The 14,584-nt window shown below is 61.7% G+C and carries 12 protein-coding genes; 8 read left to right on the top strand and 4 right to left on the bottom strand.

What is annotated here, in order from left to right; translation table 11 throughout:
- Positions 1 to 22: 22 nt before the first annotated feature.
- The 8 genes from V1283_RS29470 (at position 23) to V1283_RS29435 (ending at position 10,012) form a co-directional block, all read left to right on the top strand.
- Complete coding sequence (locus tag V1283_RS29470) at positions 23 to 910, top strand: carbohydrate ABC transporter permease (protein ID WP_334390117.1); 888 nt, start codon at positions 23 to 25, stop codon at positions 908 to 910.
- An 8-nt stretch (positions 911 to 918) separates the two neighbouring features.
- Positions 919 to 1,746, top strand: coding sequence for a carbohydrate ABC transporter permease (locus V1283_RS29465; protein ID WP_334390115.1), 828 nt, complete (start codon positions 919 to 921; stop codon positions 1,744 to 1,746).
- An 8-nt stretch (positions 1,747 to 1,754) separates the two neighbouring features.
- Positions 1,755 to 2,759, top strand: a complete 1,005-nt coding sequence (locus tag V1283_RS29460) for a zinc-dependent alcohol dehydrogenase family protein (protein ID WP_334390114.1) — start codon at positions 1,755 to 1,757, stop codon at positions 2,757 to 2,759.
- Positions 2,760 to 2,764: 5 nt separating this feature from the next.
- Positions 2,765 to 3,838, top strand: coding sequence for an ABC transporter ATP-binding protein (locus V1283_RS29455; protein WP_334390113.1), 1,074 nt, complete (start codon positions 2,765 to 2,767; stop codon positions 3,836 to 3,838).
- Positions 3,835 to 4,794: a sugar kinase gene (locus tag V1283_RS29450; RefSeq protein WP_334390112.1), complete on the top strand. Its 960-nt coding sequence runs from the start codon at positions 3,835 to 3,837 to the stop codon at positions 4,792 to 4,794. The genes V1283_RS29455 and V1283_RS29450 overlap by 4 nt, the downstream gene beginning before the upstream one ends.
- Entirely contained in the window at positions 4,791 to 5,828 is a 1,038-nt protein-coding gene (locus V1283_RS29445) for a tagatose 1,6-diphosphate aldolase (RefSeq protein WP_334390110.1), read from the top strand. Before V1283_RS29450 ends, V1283_RS29445 begins: the two co-directional genes overlap by 4 nt.
- A gap of 285 nt (positions 5,829 to 6,113) precedes the next feature.
- Positions 6,114 to 6,398 carry a hypothetical protein gene (locus tag V1283_RS29440; protein WP_334390109.1) on the top strand — a complete coding sequence of 95 codons (285 nt, stop codon included), beginning with the start codon at positions 6,114 to 6,116 and terminating at the stop codon, positions 6,396 to 6,398.
- 476 nt (positions 6,399 to 6,874) lie between these two features.
- Positions 6,875 to 10,012 carry a CHAT domain-containing protein gene (locus V1283_RS29435; protein WP_334390108.1) on the top strand — a complete coding sequence of 1,046 codons (3,138 nt, stop codon included), beginning with the start codon at positions 6,875 to 6,877 and terminating at the stop codon, positions 10,010 to 10,012.
- A 94-nt stretch (positions 10,013 to 10,106) separates the two neighbouring features.
- On the opposite strand, the gene V1283_RS29430 is transcribed toward V1283_RS29435, so the two are convergent.
- The 4 genes from V1283_RS29430 to V1283_RS29415 all read right to left on the bottom strand — a co-directional run bounded on the left by V1283_RS29430 (position 10,107) and on the right by V1283_RS29415 (position 14,580).
- Complete coding sequence (locus V1283_RS29430; protein WP_334390107.1) at positions 10,107 to 10,943, bottom strand: shikimate dehydrogenase family protein; 837 nt, start codon at positions 10,941 to 10,943, stop codon at positions 10,107 to 10,109.
- Positions 10,944 to 11,024: 81 nt separating this feature from the next.
- Entirely contained in the window at positions 11,025 to 11,477 is a 453-nt protein-coding gene (gene aroQ / locus V1283_RS29425; protein WP_334390106.1) for a type II 3-dehydroquinate dehydratase, read from the bottom strand.
- Positions 11,474 to 12,883 (bottom strand): alpha/beta fold hydrolase, encoded by a 1,410-nt coding sequence (locus tag V1283_RS29420; protein ID WP_334390104.1) that lies wholly within the window; start codon positions 12,881 to 12,883, stop codon positions 11,474 to 11,476. The genes aroQ and V1283_RS29420 overlap by 4 nt, the downstream gene beginning before the upstream one ends.
- 62 nt (positions 12,884 to 12,945) lie before the next feature.
- Entirely contained in the window at positions 12,946 to 14,580 is a 1,635-nt protein-coding gene (locus V1283_RS29415; protein ID WP_334390103.1) for an AMP-binding protein, read from the bottom strand.
- Between the last annotated feature and the right edge of the window lie 4 nt (positions 14,581 to 14,584).

Below are 14,584 nucleotides of genomic sequence, written 5' to 3'. Positions count from 1 at the left end.
GATCTGAAAGGGAAGTGTACGCATGTCGGATGCGGCTGCGACATTGACAGAGGACCGGCAACGGCTGGAACTGTCGGCGCTCTCGGCGCCGGCAGTGATCTTCACTGTCGCCATGATCGCGTTCCCGGTCGTCTACACGATCTGGCTCGGCTTCCAGAGTTTTTCGTCGACCGGCAAGCAGTCCTTTGCCGGCCTGGCGAACTATTCGAAACTCATTTCCGATTACGAGTTCTGGCACGGGCTGTGGGTCACCATCGCGCTCTACGTGCTCTCGCTGGTTCTGCAGCTCGTGTTCGGCGTCTGGCTGGCGCTGGTTCTGTTTCACGCCAAGCGCCTGCCCGGAATCGTGCGGTCGATGTTCATCTCGCCCTTCATGATGCCGCCGGTGGTCGCCGGCATGATGTGGCTCGTGATCCTCGATCCGTCGCTCGGGGCGGCAAACTACATCCTGCAATCGCTCGGCCTGCCGCCATCGGAGTGGCTGGCCTCGCCGAGGTGGGTCATTCCGACCGTCGCGCTGATCGACAGTTGGCAATGGACGCCCTATGTCGCGCTGATCGTGCTCGGCGGGCTGCAGTCATTGCCGCCGAGCGTCTATGAAGCAGCCCAGATCGACGGCGCTTCGGCGTTCAAGACCTTTCAGCGCATCACGCTGCCGCTCCTGCTGCCGACCATCGTCACCGCAGCCATCCTGCGTAGTGTCGACCTGCTGCGCTTCTTCGACATCATCTACATCACTACCCAGGGCGGTCCCGGCAACGCATCGAACACGCTCAATATCTACGGTTTCCGGGTCGGATTCGAATTCTTCAACATCGGCTATGCCAGTGCGTTGATGCTGACGCTGACCGCGATCGTGTTCGGCGCGGTGCTCGCATTCAACCGCTTGCGCGGCGCGGTCGCCTGGTAGGTGCTGACATGACCGACGCACCGACCACCGACCGCTGGATTCGCCACCTCAACCTGCTGCAACTTGTGCTCGCCGGCATCATCATCATGACGCCGACGGTATGGATGGTGGTGTCGTCGCTAAAACCCTCGTTCGAGGTGACGGCGTATCCGCCGACATTGATGTTCTCGCCGACGCTGGAGAACTACGTCCAGCTCATGAAGACGACACCGTTCGTGAGCTATGCGGTCAACAGCCTGATCGTCACCATCGGCTCGACCAGCCTCGGATTGCTGTTCGGAATTCCCGCGGCCTTCGCCGTGTCATGGACCCGGATTTCATGGCCGGCCATCCTGACGCTGGCGGCGCGCATGGCGCCCGGCACGCTGTTCCTGCTGCCGTGGTACGTCATGTTCCGCCAGGTCGGCATGATCGGCTCCTACACGGCGCTCATTCTCAGCCACGCCGTCATCACGCTGCCGATCGTGATCTGGGTGCTGATGCCGTCCTTCGATGGCATCCCGCGCAGCGTCTTCGAAGCCGCGCAAGTCGACGGCTGCAGCGTCACGCGGATCCTCTGGCGGATCGCGCTCCCGCTGGTTGGTTCGGGCATCGCGGTGGCGGCGATCCTGGCCTTCGTCTTTTCCTGGAACTATTTCCTGTTCGCGCTGGTGCTGTCGAACGGTGACAGCAAGACACTGATCGCGGCCGCCTTCAATTTCATCGGCGAAGGCTCGACGCAATGGGGCGCGCTGATGGCGGCGGCGACGCTGATCGCGCTGCCGCCGCTCATTCTCGCCGCGCTGGTTCAGCGCTGGCTGGTCTCCGGGCTGACGCTCGGTGCGGTAAAGGGTTAGGTGCTCCGATGAACGTCTCTCCATCAGCGAATTCGATCATGCGCGCTGCGGTCTTCCACGGCCACGAACGCATCACCATCGAGCGCGTAGCGACGCCGGAAGTCGCTGCTGGCGAGGTGCTGGTGCGCGTCTCGCGCACGGCGCTGTGCGGCTCCGACTTCAAGCTCTGGCACAAGGGCGCGGAGTTCACGGCGGGTCACGAGATATTCGGCGTGGTCGAGCAGCCGGGCCATCGCCTGCATGGCCGCCGCTGCGCCGTCTATATCCCACTTCATTGCGACCGTTGCGCCGCCTGCAAGCGCGGCGACACCCAGATGTGCCTCGAAGTATCGAGCCTGATCGGCTGGAACCGGCCGGGCGGCTATGCCGAATATGTGCCGGTACCGGAGAACTGCCTGCTGCCGGTGCCTGACGACATCGAGGACAGCCTCGCGCCGCTGCTCCTCGATGTGATCGGCACCTCCGGTCACGCGGTGCGGTTCGTCAGCCGCGTGGTGCCGCCGCAGGAGGCTGCTCCTGTTCTGGTGATGGGGGCGGGGCCGGTCGGGCTTGGCGTCGTGCTGGCGCTGCGCAGCCTCGGCTATGACGACATCCATGTCGCCGATCCCAACGCTGCGCGGCTTGCCATCGCGCAATCCTTCGGCGCAAGCGCGCACCCGGTCGGCGACACCTCGAAACGCTTTGCGCTGATCATGGAATGCTCGGGCGCGCATGCGGCGCGCAATCTCGGCATCGAACTGGTGCTGCCCCGCGGCGCGCTGGTGCTGGTCGGCGAGAACGCCGCGCCCTGGACCATCGAGGAAGGCAAGGTGTTTCGCCGCAAGGATTTTTACATGATCCGCACTTTCTATTTTCCGATCGCCGATTTCGAGCCGAACGTTGCGCTGTTGCGCCGCTACAAGGACGAATATCGCGTCCTGGTCGACGGCGAATTCGGCCTTTCGAGCTTGCCGGAAAATTTTGCACGTTTTGCCAAAGGCGAGCTGATCAAGCCCGTGCTGGCGCTGGACTGACCATTATGGCCTCGATCTCGATCCGCAATCTCGTCAAGCGCTACGGCACCTTGGCCGTGATCCCCGATCTCAATCTCGAGATTGCCGATCACGAGTTTGTCGTCTTTGTCGGCCCGTCCGGCTGCGGCAAGTCCACGCTCCTGCGGATCATCGCGGGGCTCGAGCCGATCACGGCGGGCGACGTCTATATCGGCGACAAACGCGTCAACGGCATCCCGGCGGCGCAGCGCGATATCGCCATGGTGTTCCAGGACTACGCGCTCTATCCGCATATGCGGGTCTACGACAACATGTCCTTTGCGCTCGAGCTGCGGGGGACGCCGAAGGCCGAGATCGATGCGCGGGTGAAGCGCGCCGCGGCGCTGCTGCACATCGAGCCCTATCTCGACCGCAAGCCGAAGGAATTGTCCGGCGGCCAGCGCCAGCGCGTGGCGATGGGACGCGCCATCGTGCGAAATCCCAAGGCGTTTTTGTTCGATGAGCCGCTCTCCAATCTCGATGCAAAGCTGCGCGGGCAGGTGCGGGCCGAAATCAAGGCGTTGTCGCAGGAGCTGAAGACCACGATGGTCTTCGTCACCCATGATCAGATCGAGGCCATGACCATGGCCGACCGCATCGTGGTGTTGCAGAGCGGCACGGTGCAGCAATACGACACGCCGGAGGCGGTCTATGAGCGGCCGGCCAACCAGTTCGTGGCGGGCTTCATCGGCTCGCCGACGATGAATTTCTTCCCCGTAGAGTGGCGTGGGGACGGCGTGGTGTTTTCCCAGAGCGGCGCGGTAGTGCCGCTGGGTGCTGCGAGTTGCAGCCCGCTGCGCCAGGCCGCCAAGGGCGTGCTCGGAATCCGTCCCGAGCATTTTGTCGTGGCGGCGGATCCGGCCGACGGCATCGCCGTGACGATCAAGCTGGTCGAGCCGCTCGGCTCGGATACGCTGATCCATTTCGACCTGGCAGGCGCCTCGGCGATTGCGCGCGTCGATCCGTCGCTGCGGCCGAGGGTCGGTGACCTCCTCAGCCTTCGCCCGCAGCCGGGGAAAACCCATCTGTTCGACAGCAACGACGGCCGGGTGCTGCAGTGACCGCGCGCGAGGCGACCGAAGATCGCGGGGTGATCGCGGATATCGCGTCGAGGGCCGGGCGGGTCCGTATCATCTGCCTCGGGCTCTCGGCGCTTGATCAGGTGTGGCGCGTCGACCGGTTTTTTTCTGGCCAAAGCGAGAAGATCAGGAGCCCCGACTATGCGACGCTCGGCGGCGGAATGGCGGCAAACGCCGCCGTGACGGGGGCGCGGCTCGGCGGCTCCGTCGCATTCTGGGGCCGTGCGGGAGACGATGCCGCGGGGCGCGAAATGCGGTCGGCGCTGGCTGCCGAAAGAATCGACGTCGCAAATTTCAGATTGTTTCCGGACGGACGCTCCTCGGTCTCGGGGATCATCGTCGACAGCGCCGGCGAGCGGCAGATCGTGAATTTTCGCGGGACCTTTCCCGAGGCTGCCGATTGGCTGCCGCTGGATGAAGTAGTGCAGGCGTCCGCGGTGCTTGCCGATCCGCGCTGGGTCGAAGGCGCGATCGCGCTGTTCGGCAAGGCGCGCGCGCTTCGTATTCCGACCGTGCTCGATGGCGATGTCGCCGGCGCCGAGGTGTTCGAGCGCCTGCTGCCGCTCACCGATCACGCCGTTTTCTCCGAGCCTGCGCTCGCTTCCTTTGCCGGGTCGGCGGACGATGCATCCCTGAACAAGCTCGCGCGCTTCAATTGCCGTGTCATGGCCGTCACGCGCGGCAGCGAAGGGGTGAGCTGGTACGAGGACGGCCATCTGCGGCGGCGCGCCGCATACCCTGTTGCCGTCGTCGACACGACGGGTGCCGGCGACGTCTTCCACGGCGCCTATGTCTTCGCGATCGGCGCGCGCCTCGATGTGCAGGATGCCATGGCATTCGCGGCTGCGGCCGCTGCGCTGAAATGCACCCGGTCGGGCGGCCGCGCCGGAATTCCTTCCATCAATGACTGTCTTGCCTTCATGAGGACGCACCAATGAGAACGATCGGAAAGAACCGGGGCATCGCGCGCCTGGCGGATGCGGATGGCCACTTTCGCATGGTTGCGCTGGATCAGCGGCCGCCGCTGTTCGACGCCATCGCCCAGGCAAAGGGCATCACGCGCGATCAGGTCGAGTATTCCGATGTCACCGCCGCCAAGCGCCTGCTGGTGGAAAGCCTCGCGCCGCATTGCAGCTCGATGCTGTTCGATCCGAACTTTGCCGTCCCGGCCGCGATCGACCTGCTGCCCGCGCGCTGCGGTCTCATCATGACGCTGGAGGAGCACCGCGTTGAGGAGGCCGCCGGCGGCCGCAAATCACGCGCCATCGCCAACTGGAGCGTGGAGAAGATCCGCGCGATCGGCGGTGACGCGGTCAAGGTGCTGGCCTGGTACCGTCCCGATGCTGACGCTAGCGTCAACGAACATCAGAAGCGGTTCGTCCGCGAGATCGGGCAGGAGTGTGCGCGCCACGACATTCCCTATGTGCTGGAGCTGCTGGTCTATCCGTTCCTCGGCAGCGCCAATCACACCGCTGACTATGTGGAATCGCCCGGCAAGCTGCCAGGACTGGTGATCGACAGCGTGCACGAGTTCGTCAAGCCGGAATACGGCGTCGACCTGCTGAAGCTGGAGAGCCCGCTCGCCGCCAACAGCCTGCCGCCGCGGGACGGGAGCGCGGCGGCGCAAGCCGCGCAGAAGGAGTTCGATGCCATCGGCGTGATCTGCCGCGAGCGGAACATTCCCTGGGTGCTGCTGTCGGGTGGTGCAGCGCCCGAGAAATTCGAGCGGGTGCTGGAGTTCGCCTATGCGGCGGGCGCCGGCGGCTTCCTTGCGGGACGCACGATCTGGCTTGACGCCGTTCGCAAGCATTTTCCGGATCGTGCGGCGGTGGCGGCAAGCCTGCGCAAGGACGGCGTTGCGGTGCTTGAAAGCCTCAATGCCCTGACAAAGGCCAAGGGCACGCGATGGCAGGCGCGCTTTCCGGCCTTTGGCGAGATCAAGCAGGAAGGTGATTTCGCACGCGCTTACTAGTCGCGTACTGGTAAATGTCGTGTGGCCTTCTCCGTTCGCACAATCCAGGCGTTCGGTTACCGCTATCCGCTGTCTTGCCCCATCGGGTCTTGACGCACCCACCGGGTCCGACGGCACCCGTTGCTGCAACGCCCGATTGGCGCAGAAGCGGATCGGCCGAGATGAGGCCTTCAGCGCAGAATCCTGTCGGGATTGTAATGATCTGCTCGCGCAATCGTGTGCGGCCGGGCGGCGCGCGGCACCTACCTTTAAGTTCAGGTCGTCGCAACGCATGGAGTGTGAACCATGAAACCAGTTTCGCTTCTCTTGTTCGCCGCCTGCCTTGTGCTCTCGGAAGCCGCGTTTGCCCGTGGCGGGATGGGATCCCACATGTCGATGTCGATAGCAGGCGGCGGAGCGCTCGGCACGAGCGGTGCTGCACCGGGGACGAATTCTCTGGGTACGGCACTGCCATCCGGCATCGGTGGCCACGTCATGAACGGGCCGTTGCTTGGTACGGACCCGACCATCGACAAGGAAGACGCGCGGCTCCAGAAGATGCTTGAAGGATCAATCTGCCGCGGCTGTTGAGGAAAGCTCGGCTGGACTCGAACCTGCAACCAGACCGCTATGAGCGGCGTAATCCAGGTCGCGTCTGTTGATTTTCCTGCACTTTTCGTGGCTTTCGCACGCGATCGCCGTATCTCGTCAACGCCCATTCTGGTGCGAAACCTGTGCAAGCGCCCTCTCCAGGTTCGGCAAGCCTGCGAACTCGGCCCAAACGAGGGATGATAGTTTACGTCAATCCGATGACGATCCGACAACAAGGGTATCAATCATTCTGGATCCGCACGGCGTCTTGCGAAAGCCTGTGATGCGGCAGAGTTTGGCTTTCGCCATGCTACGGCCTCAGAGAGCAGCGATGTCAAACTTCTTGCAGTGCGGATTCGGGCGGTTGAGGCATGCGAGTAAGTCGAAGATTTGCTGGCTTAACTATTGTCACCGTGTTTCTCGCAGGCATGGCTGTGTTGCCTTGCCGGGCGGGCCCGCAGGAAATGCTGACGCTGATGCAACGCATTACGGCGCTTGCTCAGGAAGGGCGATACGGGGAAGCCGTAGCGCTGGCGCGCAAACTGACAAGTGAAGCCGAAAAAGTTTCAGGACGGCAGTCGCCTTTGACGGCGACGACCCTTGTCGTGCTTGGTCAGACGCTGCAAGCGCAGGGCGAAACGACCGAGGCTGCAACGGTGCTTGGAAGAGCGCTTGCCATCCGCCAGAAGACGCTCGGTGTAAATCATCCTGATGTTGCCGCTGTGCTCGCCCCGCTCGGCCAAATCGCATTCAGCCAAAACCGGCTGAAGGACGCCGAACGCGATGCTTTGCGCGCGATCGCCATCGATGAAAGCACATTGGGCCGCGACCATCTCACGACGGCATTGGCGCGGATGCAACTGGGCAATGTCCGTCACAATCAATTGAGAGAGGCGGAGGCGCTCGATATCTACGGCCAGGCGCTGGAAGTTTTCAAACGCGCATCGGGGCAAGCGGATATCATGGTCCCGGTTGCCCTCAACAACATAGCAGAGGTGTACAAGGCGCAAGGCAGGCTGCAGCTCGCTGAGGAGCGCTTCCTTGAAGCGCTTGCGCTTCAGGAAAAGCGACATGGCCCCGATAGCCTCCATGTTACCGCAACGCTCAACAATCTGGGAGAACTGAGGCGTCTGCAGGGGCGGCTCCAGGAGGCCGAACAACTGGCGCGACGTGCATTGGCCATCAGGGAAAAGGCGCTGGGGGCCGCTCACCCCGACGTCGCCGCCAGCCTCAACAATCTTGCGATTGTTTTCTCGAGAGAGGGCAGGGCTTCAGAAGCAGAAGGCCTGCTTGTTCGTGCCCTTGCCATTCAGGAAAAGGCTTTCGGACCGGATCACCCAAACGTGGCGATTGCACTGAACAATCTCGCTGACGCGAAGGCATACGCCGGTCGAAAGAAGGAAGCCGAACCGCTGTTTCGCCGATCGCTGGCCATTCGCGAAAAAAGCCTCGGACCGAACCATCTCGATGTCGCTATCGCGCTCGACAATCTCGTGACGCTGATTAGCGACGATGAGCGTTACGCCGAAGCAGAAGTTTTGGCGCGCCGGTCTCTTGCCATACGCGAGGGCGCGCTCGGCAAACTCCACCCGCTGGTCGCCAACAGCCTCAATAATCTGGCTGTGATCATGGATAGCAGTGGAAGGCCTCAGGAGGCAGAACCGCTCCTGAAGCGGGCGCTGGATATCCGTTTGAGTGTCCTGAGCGAGGTGCATCCGGACGTCGTCACCAGTCTCATCAATCTCGGCGCGCACTACCTGGACTCGAAGGATTGGCAGCAGGCCCACGATGCGTTTGCACGCGCCTCGGCAGCATCGATCGGCCGCAGCTCCAATGAATTGAGCGAGGCGCAGACAACAGCCGAGCCAAAGATCCGCGACACCACAAATCCTTTCCCCGGGGCAATCGTTGCCGCCTACCAGCTCGCAGAGACCTCCGACAACGCCAAGGCGATCACGTTGCGATCCCAGGCTTTCGAGGCTGCGCAGTGGATCGGCGACGGGCAGGCGGCAAGGGCGATTGCCGGAATGTCAGCGCGCGTTGCGGCGGGCAGCGGGGACCTGTCGGCACGGGTTCGTCAGCGGCAAGATCTGAGTGACCAGGCGCTTGCGATCGATCGATTGCTGATCGCGGCCATTTCACAGCCGAATGCCGCGCGCAACCCGCAGACAGAGCAGGAAATTCGCGCGCAGGCGTCGGGCATTGCCAACCAGATAAGAGAACTGGATCGCTCGATCGCCGCCCAATTCCCGGGATATGCAACGCTCATCACCAAGGCCCCCATTGCCATCGAAGATATTCAAAAGCAGCTCGGTCCGAATGAGGCGCTGCTGTTGTTCACTACGACCTCGCGCTTCACCTTCGTCTGGGCCGTCACGCGCCTGGACGTCCGATGGCATGCCACTCCGATCGGTGCAAAGGAACTGGCAGAAACGATCGGCATCTTGCGCTGCGGCGTTGATCAGGAAGCATGGATGGACGCCACCAGGGCTTGCGCTGAAAAGCTCGGCCTTGGCCGGTCACCGGCTGCAGGCGACCCATTGCCGTTCGATTTGAACAAAGCGTTCGGGCTTTACCAGGCGCTCCTTGAGCCGGTCGCAAAGGATATTGCGGGCAAGGAGCTTATTCTTGTGCCATCCGGTCCGCTGGCCACGCTGCCGTTCCAGCTTTTGCTGACCGAGAAGCCGGCGCCGGGCGGCAGCCGGCAGGATCTCGCCAAGGCGCCATGGCTGGTCAAACAGTTTGCGGCGACCGTCCTGCCGTCGGTCTCAAGCCTCAAGGCGCTACGTCAAGTCGCGCAAAAGAGCAGGGCGCAAAAGCCGTTCATCGGTTTTGGAAATCCGCTGCTGAACGGAGATGGTCAGAGCTGGGTTTTGGATCGCGTCAAGCAGGCGCGCCTTTTTCAGAATTGCGCGGAAAGCTCGGAGCTGCGAACGAGTCAGCTAGCTCAAAGAGGGCGACGTTCAGCCGTGGCGCTTTCAGGCGGCACCGCCGACATCGAGCAGCTCAAGCGCTTGACGCCGCTGCCCGAGACGGCCGTCGAATTGTGCATGGTGGCGAGTAGCTTTACGCCGAAAGGCGACGTTTATCTCGGCAATGAGGCAAGCGAAGCCAGGATAAAGTCGCTTAGCGAAGGCGGACGCCTCGAACAGTATCGCGTTCTCCACTTTGCGACGCACGGGGCGCTTGCAGGCCAGGTCCATGGTTCGATCGAGCCTGGATTGATCCTGACACCGCCTGCCGCAGCCACGCAGGCCGATGACGGCTATCTCTCGTCATCGGAGGTTTCCGCCCTCAAGCTCGACGCCGACTGGGTCGTGCTTTCAGCCTGCAACACCGCAGGCGGCGGCGACGCATCAAATTCTGAAGCCTTCTCCGGCCTTGCCAGAGCGTTCTTTTATGCAGGCGCACGTGCCCTGCTGGTCTCACACTGGCCTGTCGGTTCGGACGCGGCCGTAGCTATCACCACGGGCGCAACCCGTGCCATGGCGTCGCATTCCGATATCGACCGCGCCGAGGCGCTTCGCCGCTCGATCGCGACCTGGATTGCCAAGGGCGGCGAGACTGCGCATCCCAGCGTCTGGGCGCCTTTTGTGCTGGTGGGAAATCCATAGTGCCACGCGGCAGCGTTCGCTCGCTTCGCGAGCGAACGTGTTTGGCTTGCCTGGCCGTAGCTGGCTCGAACGGCCCGCCCTGAGGACGATCTTCTCAGTAGTCGATCTGCGCGACAGCCCTGAGTTCCTCCGGCGTGGTGGTGCGAAAGCCGAAGAACTCGAGATAGGCTGGTATTTGCTCGAACAGCATGTCGGTGCCGACCTGAATTTCGCAGCCACGCGCCCTTGCCGCCGCCAGAAACGGCGTGATTTCCTGCTTCATCACGACTTCGCCGACGAGCGTCGAGGAAGCAATTCGATCAACGTCCATCGGCAACGGGTCACCATCCTTCATTCCGAGCGGCGTTGCGTTGACGACAACATCGAATCCGGCCGGATCCCTGGAACCGACCTCTATCTTCAACGCCGGATAATAGGCTCGCAAACGCTCCGCCAAACCGTTCATTGTCGCAGCAGAGGCATCGAACAGCGCAAGCTCGGCCACGCCAGCCTTGGCCAGTGACGCCACAATCGCTGAGCCGACGCCACCGCCCCCAACGACCAGCGCGCGCGCTCCCGCCAACACCCGGCCTTTGCGCAGAATGCCGCGAACAAAACCTTCGCCGTCAAACATGTCACCGACGAGGGTGCCACCCGGGCCAAGACGGACTGCGTTGCACGCACCCGCGACCTTCGCCGTGGTCATGACCTCATCCAGCAATGGGACAGTGGTCACCTTGTGCGGCATGGTGACAAGCGCACCATGGATATTGGAAAGCTTGAACACGAGCTCGAGAAAGGCAGGGTAGTCCTCGGCTTTGCAGCCCATCGGAACGACAACGGCGTCAATGTTGTATCTCTCGAAATAGGGGTTGTAGATCATTGGCGCCTTGAAGCTCTCGGTCGGATAGCCGAGATGGGCAATGAGCTTTGTGCGTCCGCTGATCGTCATTGGCGTGTTCCTCTTCTCATCAAGATGGCCGTGCAGAGCGGAGGATGGCGATTTTCGACGCCGCCGCCCTGGAATCCGAACTCATTTTGCGGCTGATTTATCGAGCAAGTGCGCAAGACGGCGCAGCGCCAGCGCATATCCCTGGGTTCCAAGCCCGGCGATCACGCCATCGGCGCGAAGCGAGACATAGGAGTGATGGCGGAATTCCTCGCGCTTGTGAACGTTCGAGATATGGACTTCGATGACGGTGGCTTCGAAGGTATTGAGTGCGTCAAGGATCGCAACCGACGTATGTGTAAATGCGGCAGGATTGATCACGATGCCGGACGCAACTTCTCTTGCCTCGTGAATCCAGTCGATGATCTCGTACTCGCGGTTCGACTGGTGAAAGCGAAGTTCAAGTCCGTGCTCGCTGGCGACCTTGCGGCAATCGGCCTCGACGTCAGCAAGAGTTTCGTGGCCGTAGATGTGAGGCTGGCGTTTGCCAAGGAGATTAAGGTTGGGACCGTTCAATACGTAGACGAGGCGGCTCATGGTGACTCCGATGGTTCGATCAGTTCGATCTGAATGTTTCGCAACACTTGTGGCAAAGCGGCCATGGCAAGAAGCAGCGACCAGCCGGACGCGATGAAATGGGATCGAATGCCGGAAGGCATGTCAGGGTGGCGGGAAGCATTGAGTACGACGATGTCGGACACCCATTCCTTATGGGCCTCGGCCATCGCCGATGCGAACGGCACACCGGAGGCGGCAGCTACCAGCACCGCCTTCCTGCCGATTCGTTGGGTAACGGCGCCTATCAAACCCGTTACCGATTGGTCGTCCATATTCACGGACAGGCCGGTGGTCGCCGGGCGATAGCCGAGCACCTTGAGCCAATTCGAGAGCAGCAGGAAAGGCAGATTGTTGCTGAAGTCCGGGACGAGGATTATTGGCTTGCCGTCACCAAACTGAGCCTTGCCTGCGAAATAGATCGATTGCCGGGCGATCGTCATCGTATCGATCCCGGCTCCCGCCAGCATCCACGGCAAGTCCGTAAAAAGGTCGACTGCGGGCGTGAAAAGGCCGACGAAATCTTCCAGCGTGTCGTCACCGTCTTGCGAGACAGGCGAAGCCATATTTTCGCGACGCTCTTCGGAAACGCTCAGAAATTCCGTGACGAACCCGATACATTCATCGGTGGCTTCCCACATCATTCGATGACCGCAGCGAGGAATGACGACCAGGCTCGCCCCCGGAATGTGACTTGCGATGAGTTTGGAGTTCTGCGGTGATACCAACCGGTCGAGATCGCCGGTCAGCACAAGAGTTGGGGCTTTGATGTTCGGAAGCGCTTTGGAGCAATCGAATTCCGCAAACGCCTGAAACTGTAGATCCGCGGCGTGCAAAGGGGTTGGCGCCGCGATCTCGCGCCGCATCTGGTCTTCGGCCAGGTCCCGGTGGTTCTCGAGGTATCCCGGCGAATATGTAACCTCCCAGATCCGCCGGGCGATTTCCTCCGGTTTCAACCCGTCGAGCTCTCGCATCACGCGGACAACGGACGGTGGTGCGTATACTGCGCGTGGACCGCCGCACGTCGTCGCGCAAAGCACCAGACCCAAGACCCGATCGGGAAATTGCCGAATGAATTCCTGCGCGATCGCGCCTCCCATTGAATAGCCAAGGACATGGGTCCGCGCGATTTTCAAATGATCTAGAAGGCCCCCTACATCCCTGGCCATATTTGAGATTTCATAACCGAATGTGGGCTTGTCGCTTGTACCCGTCCCGCGATTATCGAACAGCACCACGGTAAACCGCTCCGCCAGCGCCTCGATGAAGGCGAGCGGCCATGCGAGCGAACCGAGGCGATAACCCATGATGAGAACAAGCGGTGGCCCCGAGCCCCGGACGCCGTAAGCGATCGTGATACCGTTGGCCTCGGCGTGCTGCATCGTCATGGAACGCCCAACCGGTGAGCGGTCCACCTTGCGATGCTCTTTCGCGCTATCAGGCCCTTTGTTCACAATGCGCCCGCCTGATCACGGAGCACAAACTTTTGTATCTTTCCTGTCGATGTCTTCGGCAGCGCGCCGTAGATAAAAACCTTGGGAACCTTGAAACGTGCCAGGCGTGCCTGACAGAAGGCAACGACCTCTTTGTCGTCGGGCCGGGTCGCGCCTGGCTTGAGTTCGAGGAATGCGCAGGGTGTCTCGCCCCACTTCGGGTCAGGACGGGCGACGACTGCCGCTAACATCACTGCAGGGTGCTGCGTAAGCACCTCTTCGACCTCAAGGCTCGAAATGTTTTCGCCGCCGGAGATGATGATGTCCTTGGAGCGATCCTTGATCTCGATCGCACCATCGGGATGCCAAACAGCGAGATCACCGGAGAGGCACCAGTTTCCGACGAGGGTTTTTGCCGTTGCAGCTTCGTTCTTGAGATACCCCTTCATCACGGTGTTGCTGCGCACCATGATCTCGCCGACTGTCGTGCCATCGCGCGGAACCGGGACCATTGTCTTGGGATCGGCGACGGTAACCGCCTCGACCATGGGATATGCAACACCTTGCCGCGCCATCCTGGCAAAGCGCTCATCATCCGGCAGCGCGTTCCACTCCGGCTGGAAGACGCAGGAAGTCGCGGGTCCGTAGGTCTCGGTAGCCCCATAAAGATGTGTCACCCGAAAGCCGAGGGCTTCCATCGACCGGAAGACGGCAGAGGGCGGTGCCGCGCCACCGGTCGCAACCGTCACCGTGTGCTGGAACGGCACTCGCTGTTCTGCGGGCGCGTGAGCCAGCATATTCAGGACGATAGGTGCACCGCAAAGATGCGTGACCCGATGTTCTGCGATCAGCCGGAAGATCTGTGCTGGCTCGACCTTGCGAAGACATATCTGCGTGCCGCCCGCGGCGACAACTGCCCATGGATAAGACCACCCGGAACAGTGGAACATCGGCAATGTCCAAAGGTAGATGCTGTCGAATGTGAGTCCGAAGCTGAAGCCGTTGCCGAGCGCCGAAAGATAGGCGCCGCGGTGACTATAGACGACGCCTTTTGGGTCGCCGGTGGTCCCTGAAGTATAGAGCAGGCATAGCGACTGCCATTCATCTGTAACGCCAGGCCAGTCAAAATTCGGGTCGCCGGTGCCGAGGAGCGCCTCGTAGGCATGCGTGCCTAGTGGGTCGACCGGTAAATCAGGGGAAGCGATATCGATGACGACGATCTCTCGATCTACCTGTTGCAGGGCTTGCCGCACCAGCGGCGCATATTCCGCGTCGACGATCAAAACCTTGGCGCTTCCATGCATCAGTGAGAAAGCGATATTCGCAGCGTCGAGGCGCGTATTGAGTGGATTGAGTACAGCTCCAAGCATCGGTACGGCAAAATGCGCTTCGATCATTTCTGGAATGTTCGATGCGATGATCGCCACGGTGTCGAGCCGCTTGACCCCAAGCCGCGCCAATCCGGATGCGAGCCTGATACAGCGATCAAGGAGCTGCGCATAGGTATAGCGACGCTCGCCATCGATCACGGCCAATTTGCTGGCGAAGGCGCTTGCGGCGCGGGTCAGGAAGCTGACGGGCGACAACGGTATGTAATTGGACGGATGCCGGTCCAAGTTGGTCTCGAAAGGATGCCTGTCGTTTGCGTTCATTGGA

This window comes from Bradyrhizobium sp. AZCC 2262 (assembly GCF_036924535.1).
Classification (GTDB): Bacteria; Pseudomonadota; Alphaproteobacteria; order Rhizobiales; family Xanthobacteraceae; genus Bradyrhizobium.
Note: the sequence above shows the minus strand (reverse complement) of the source record. Positions and strands in the feature narration are given on the sequence as shown.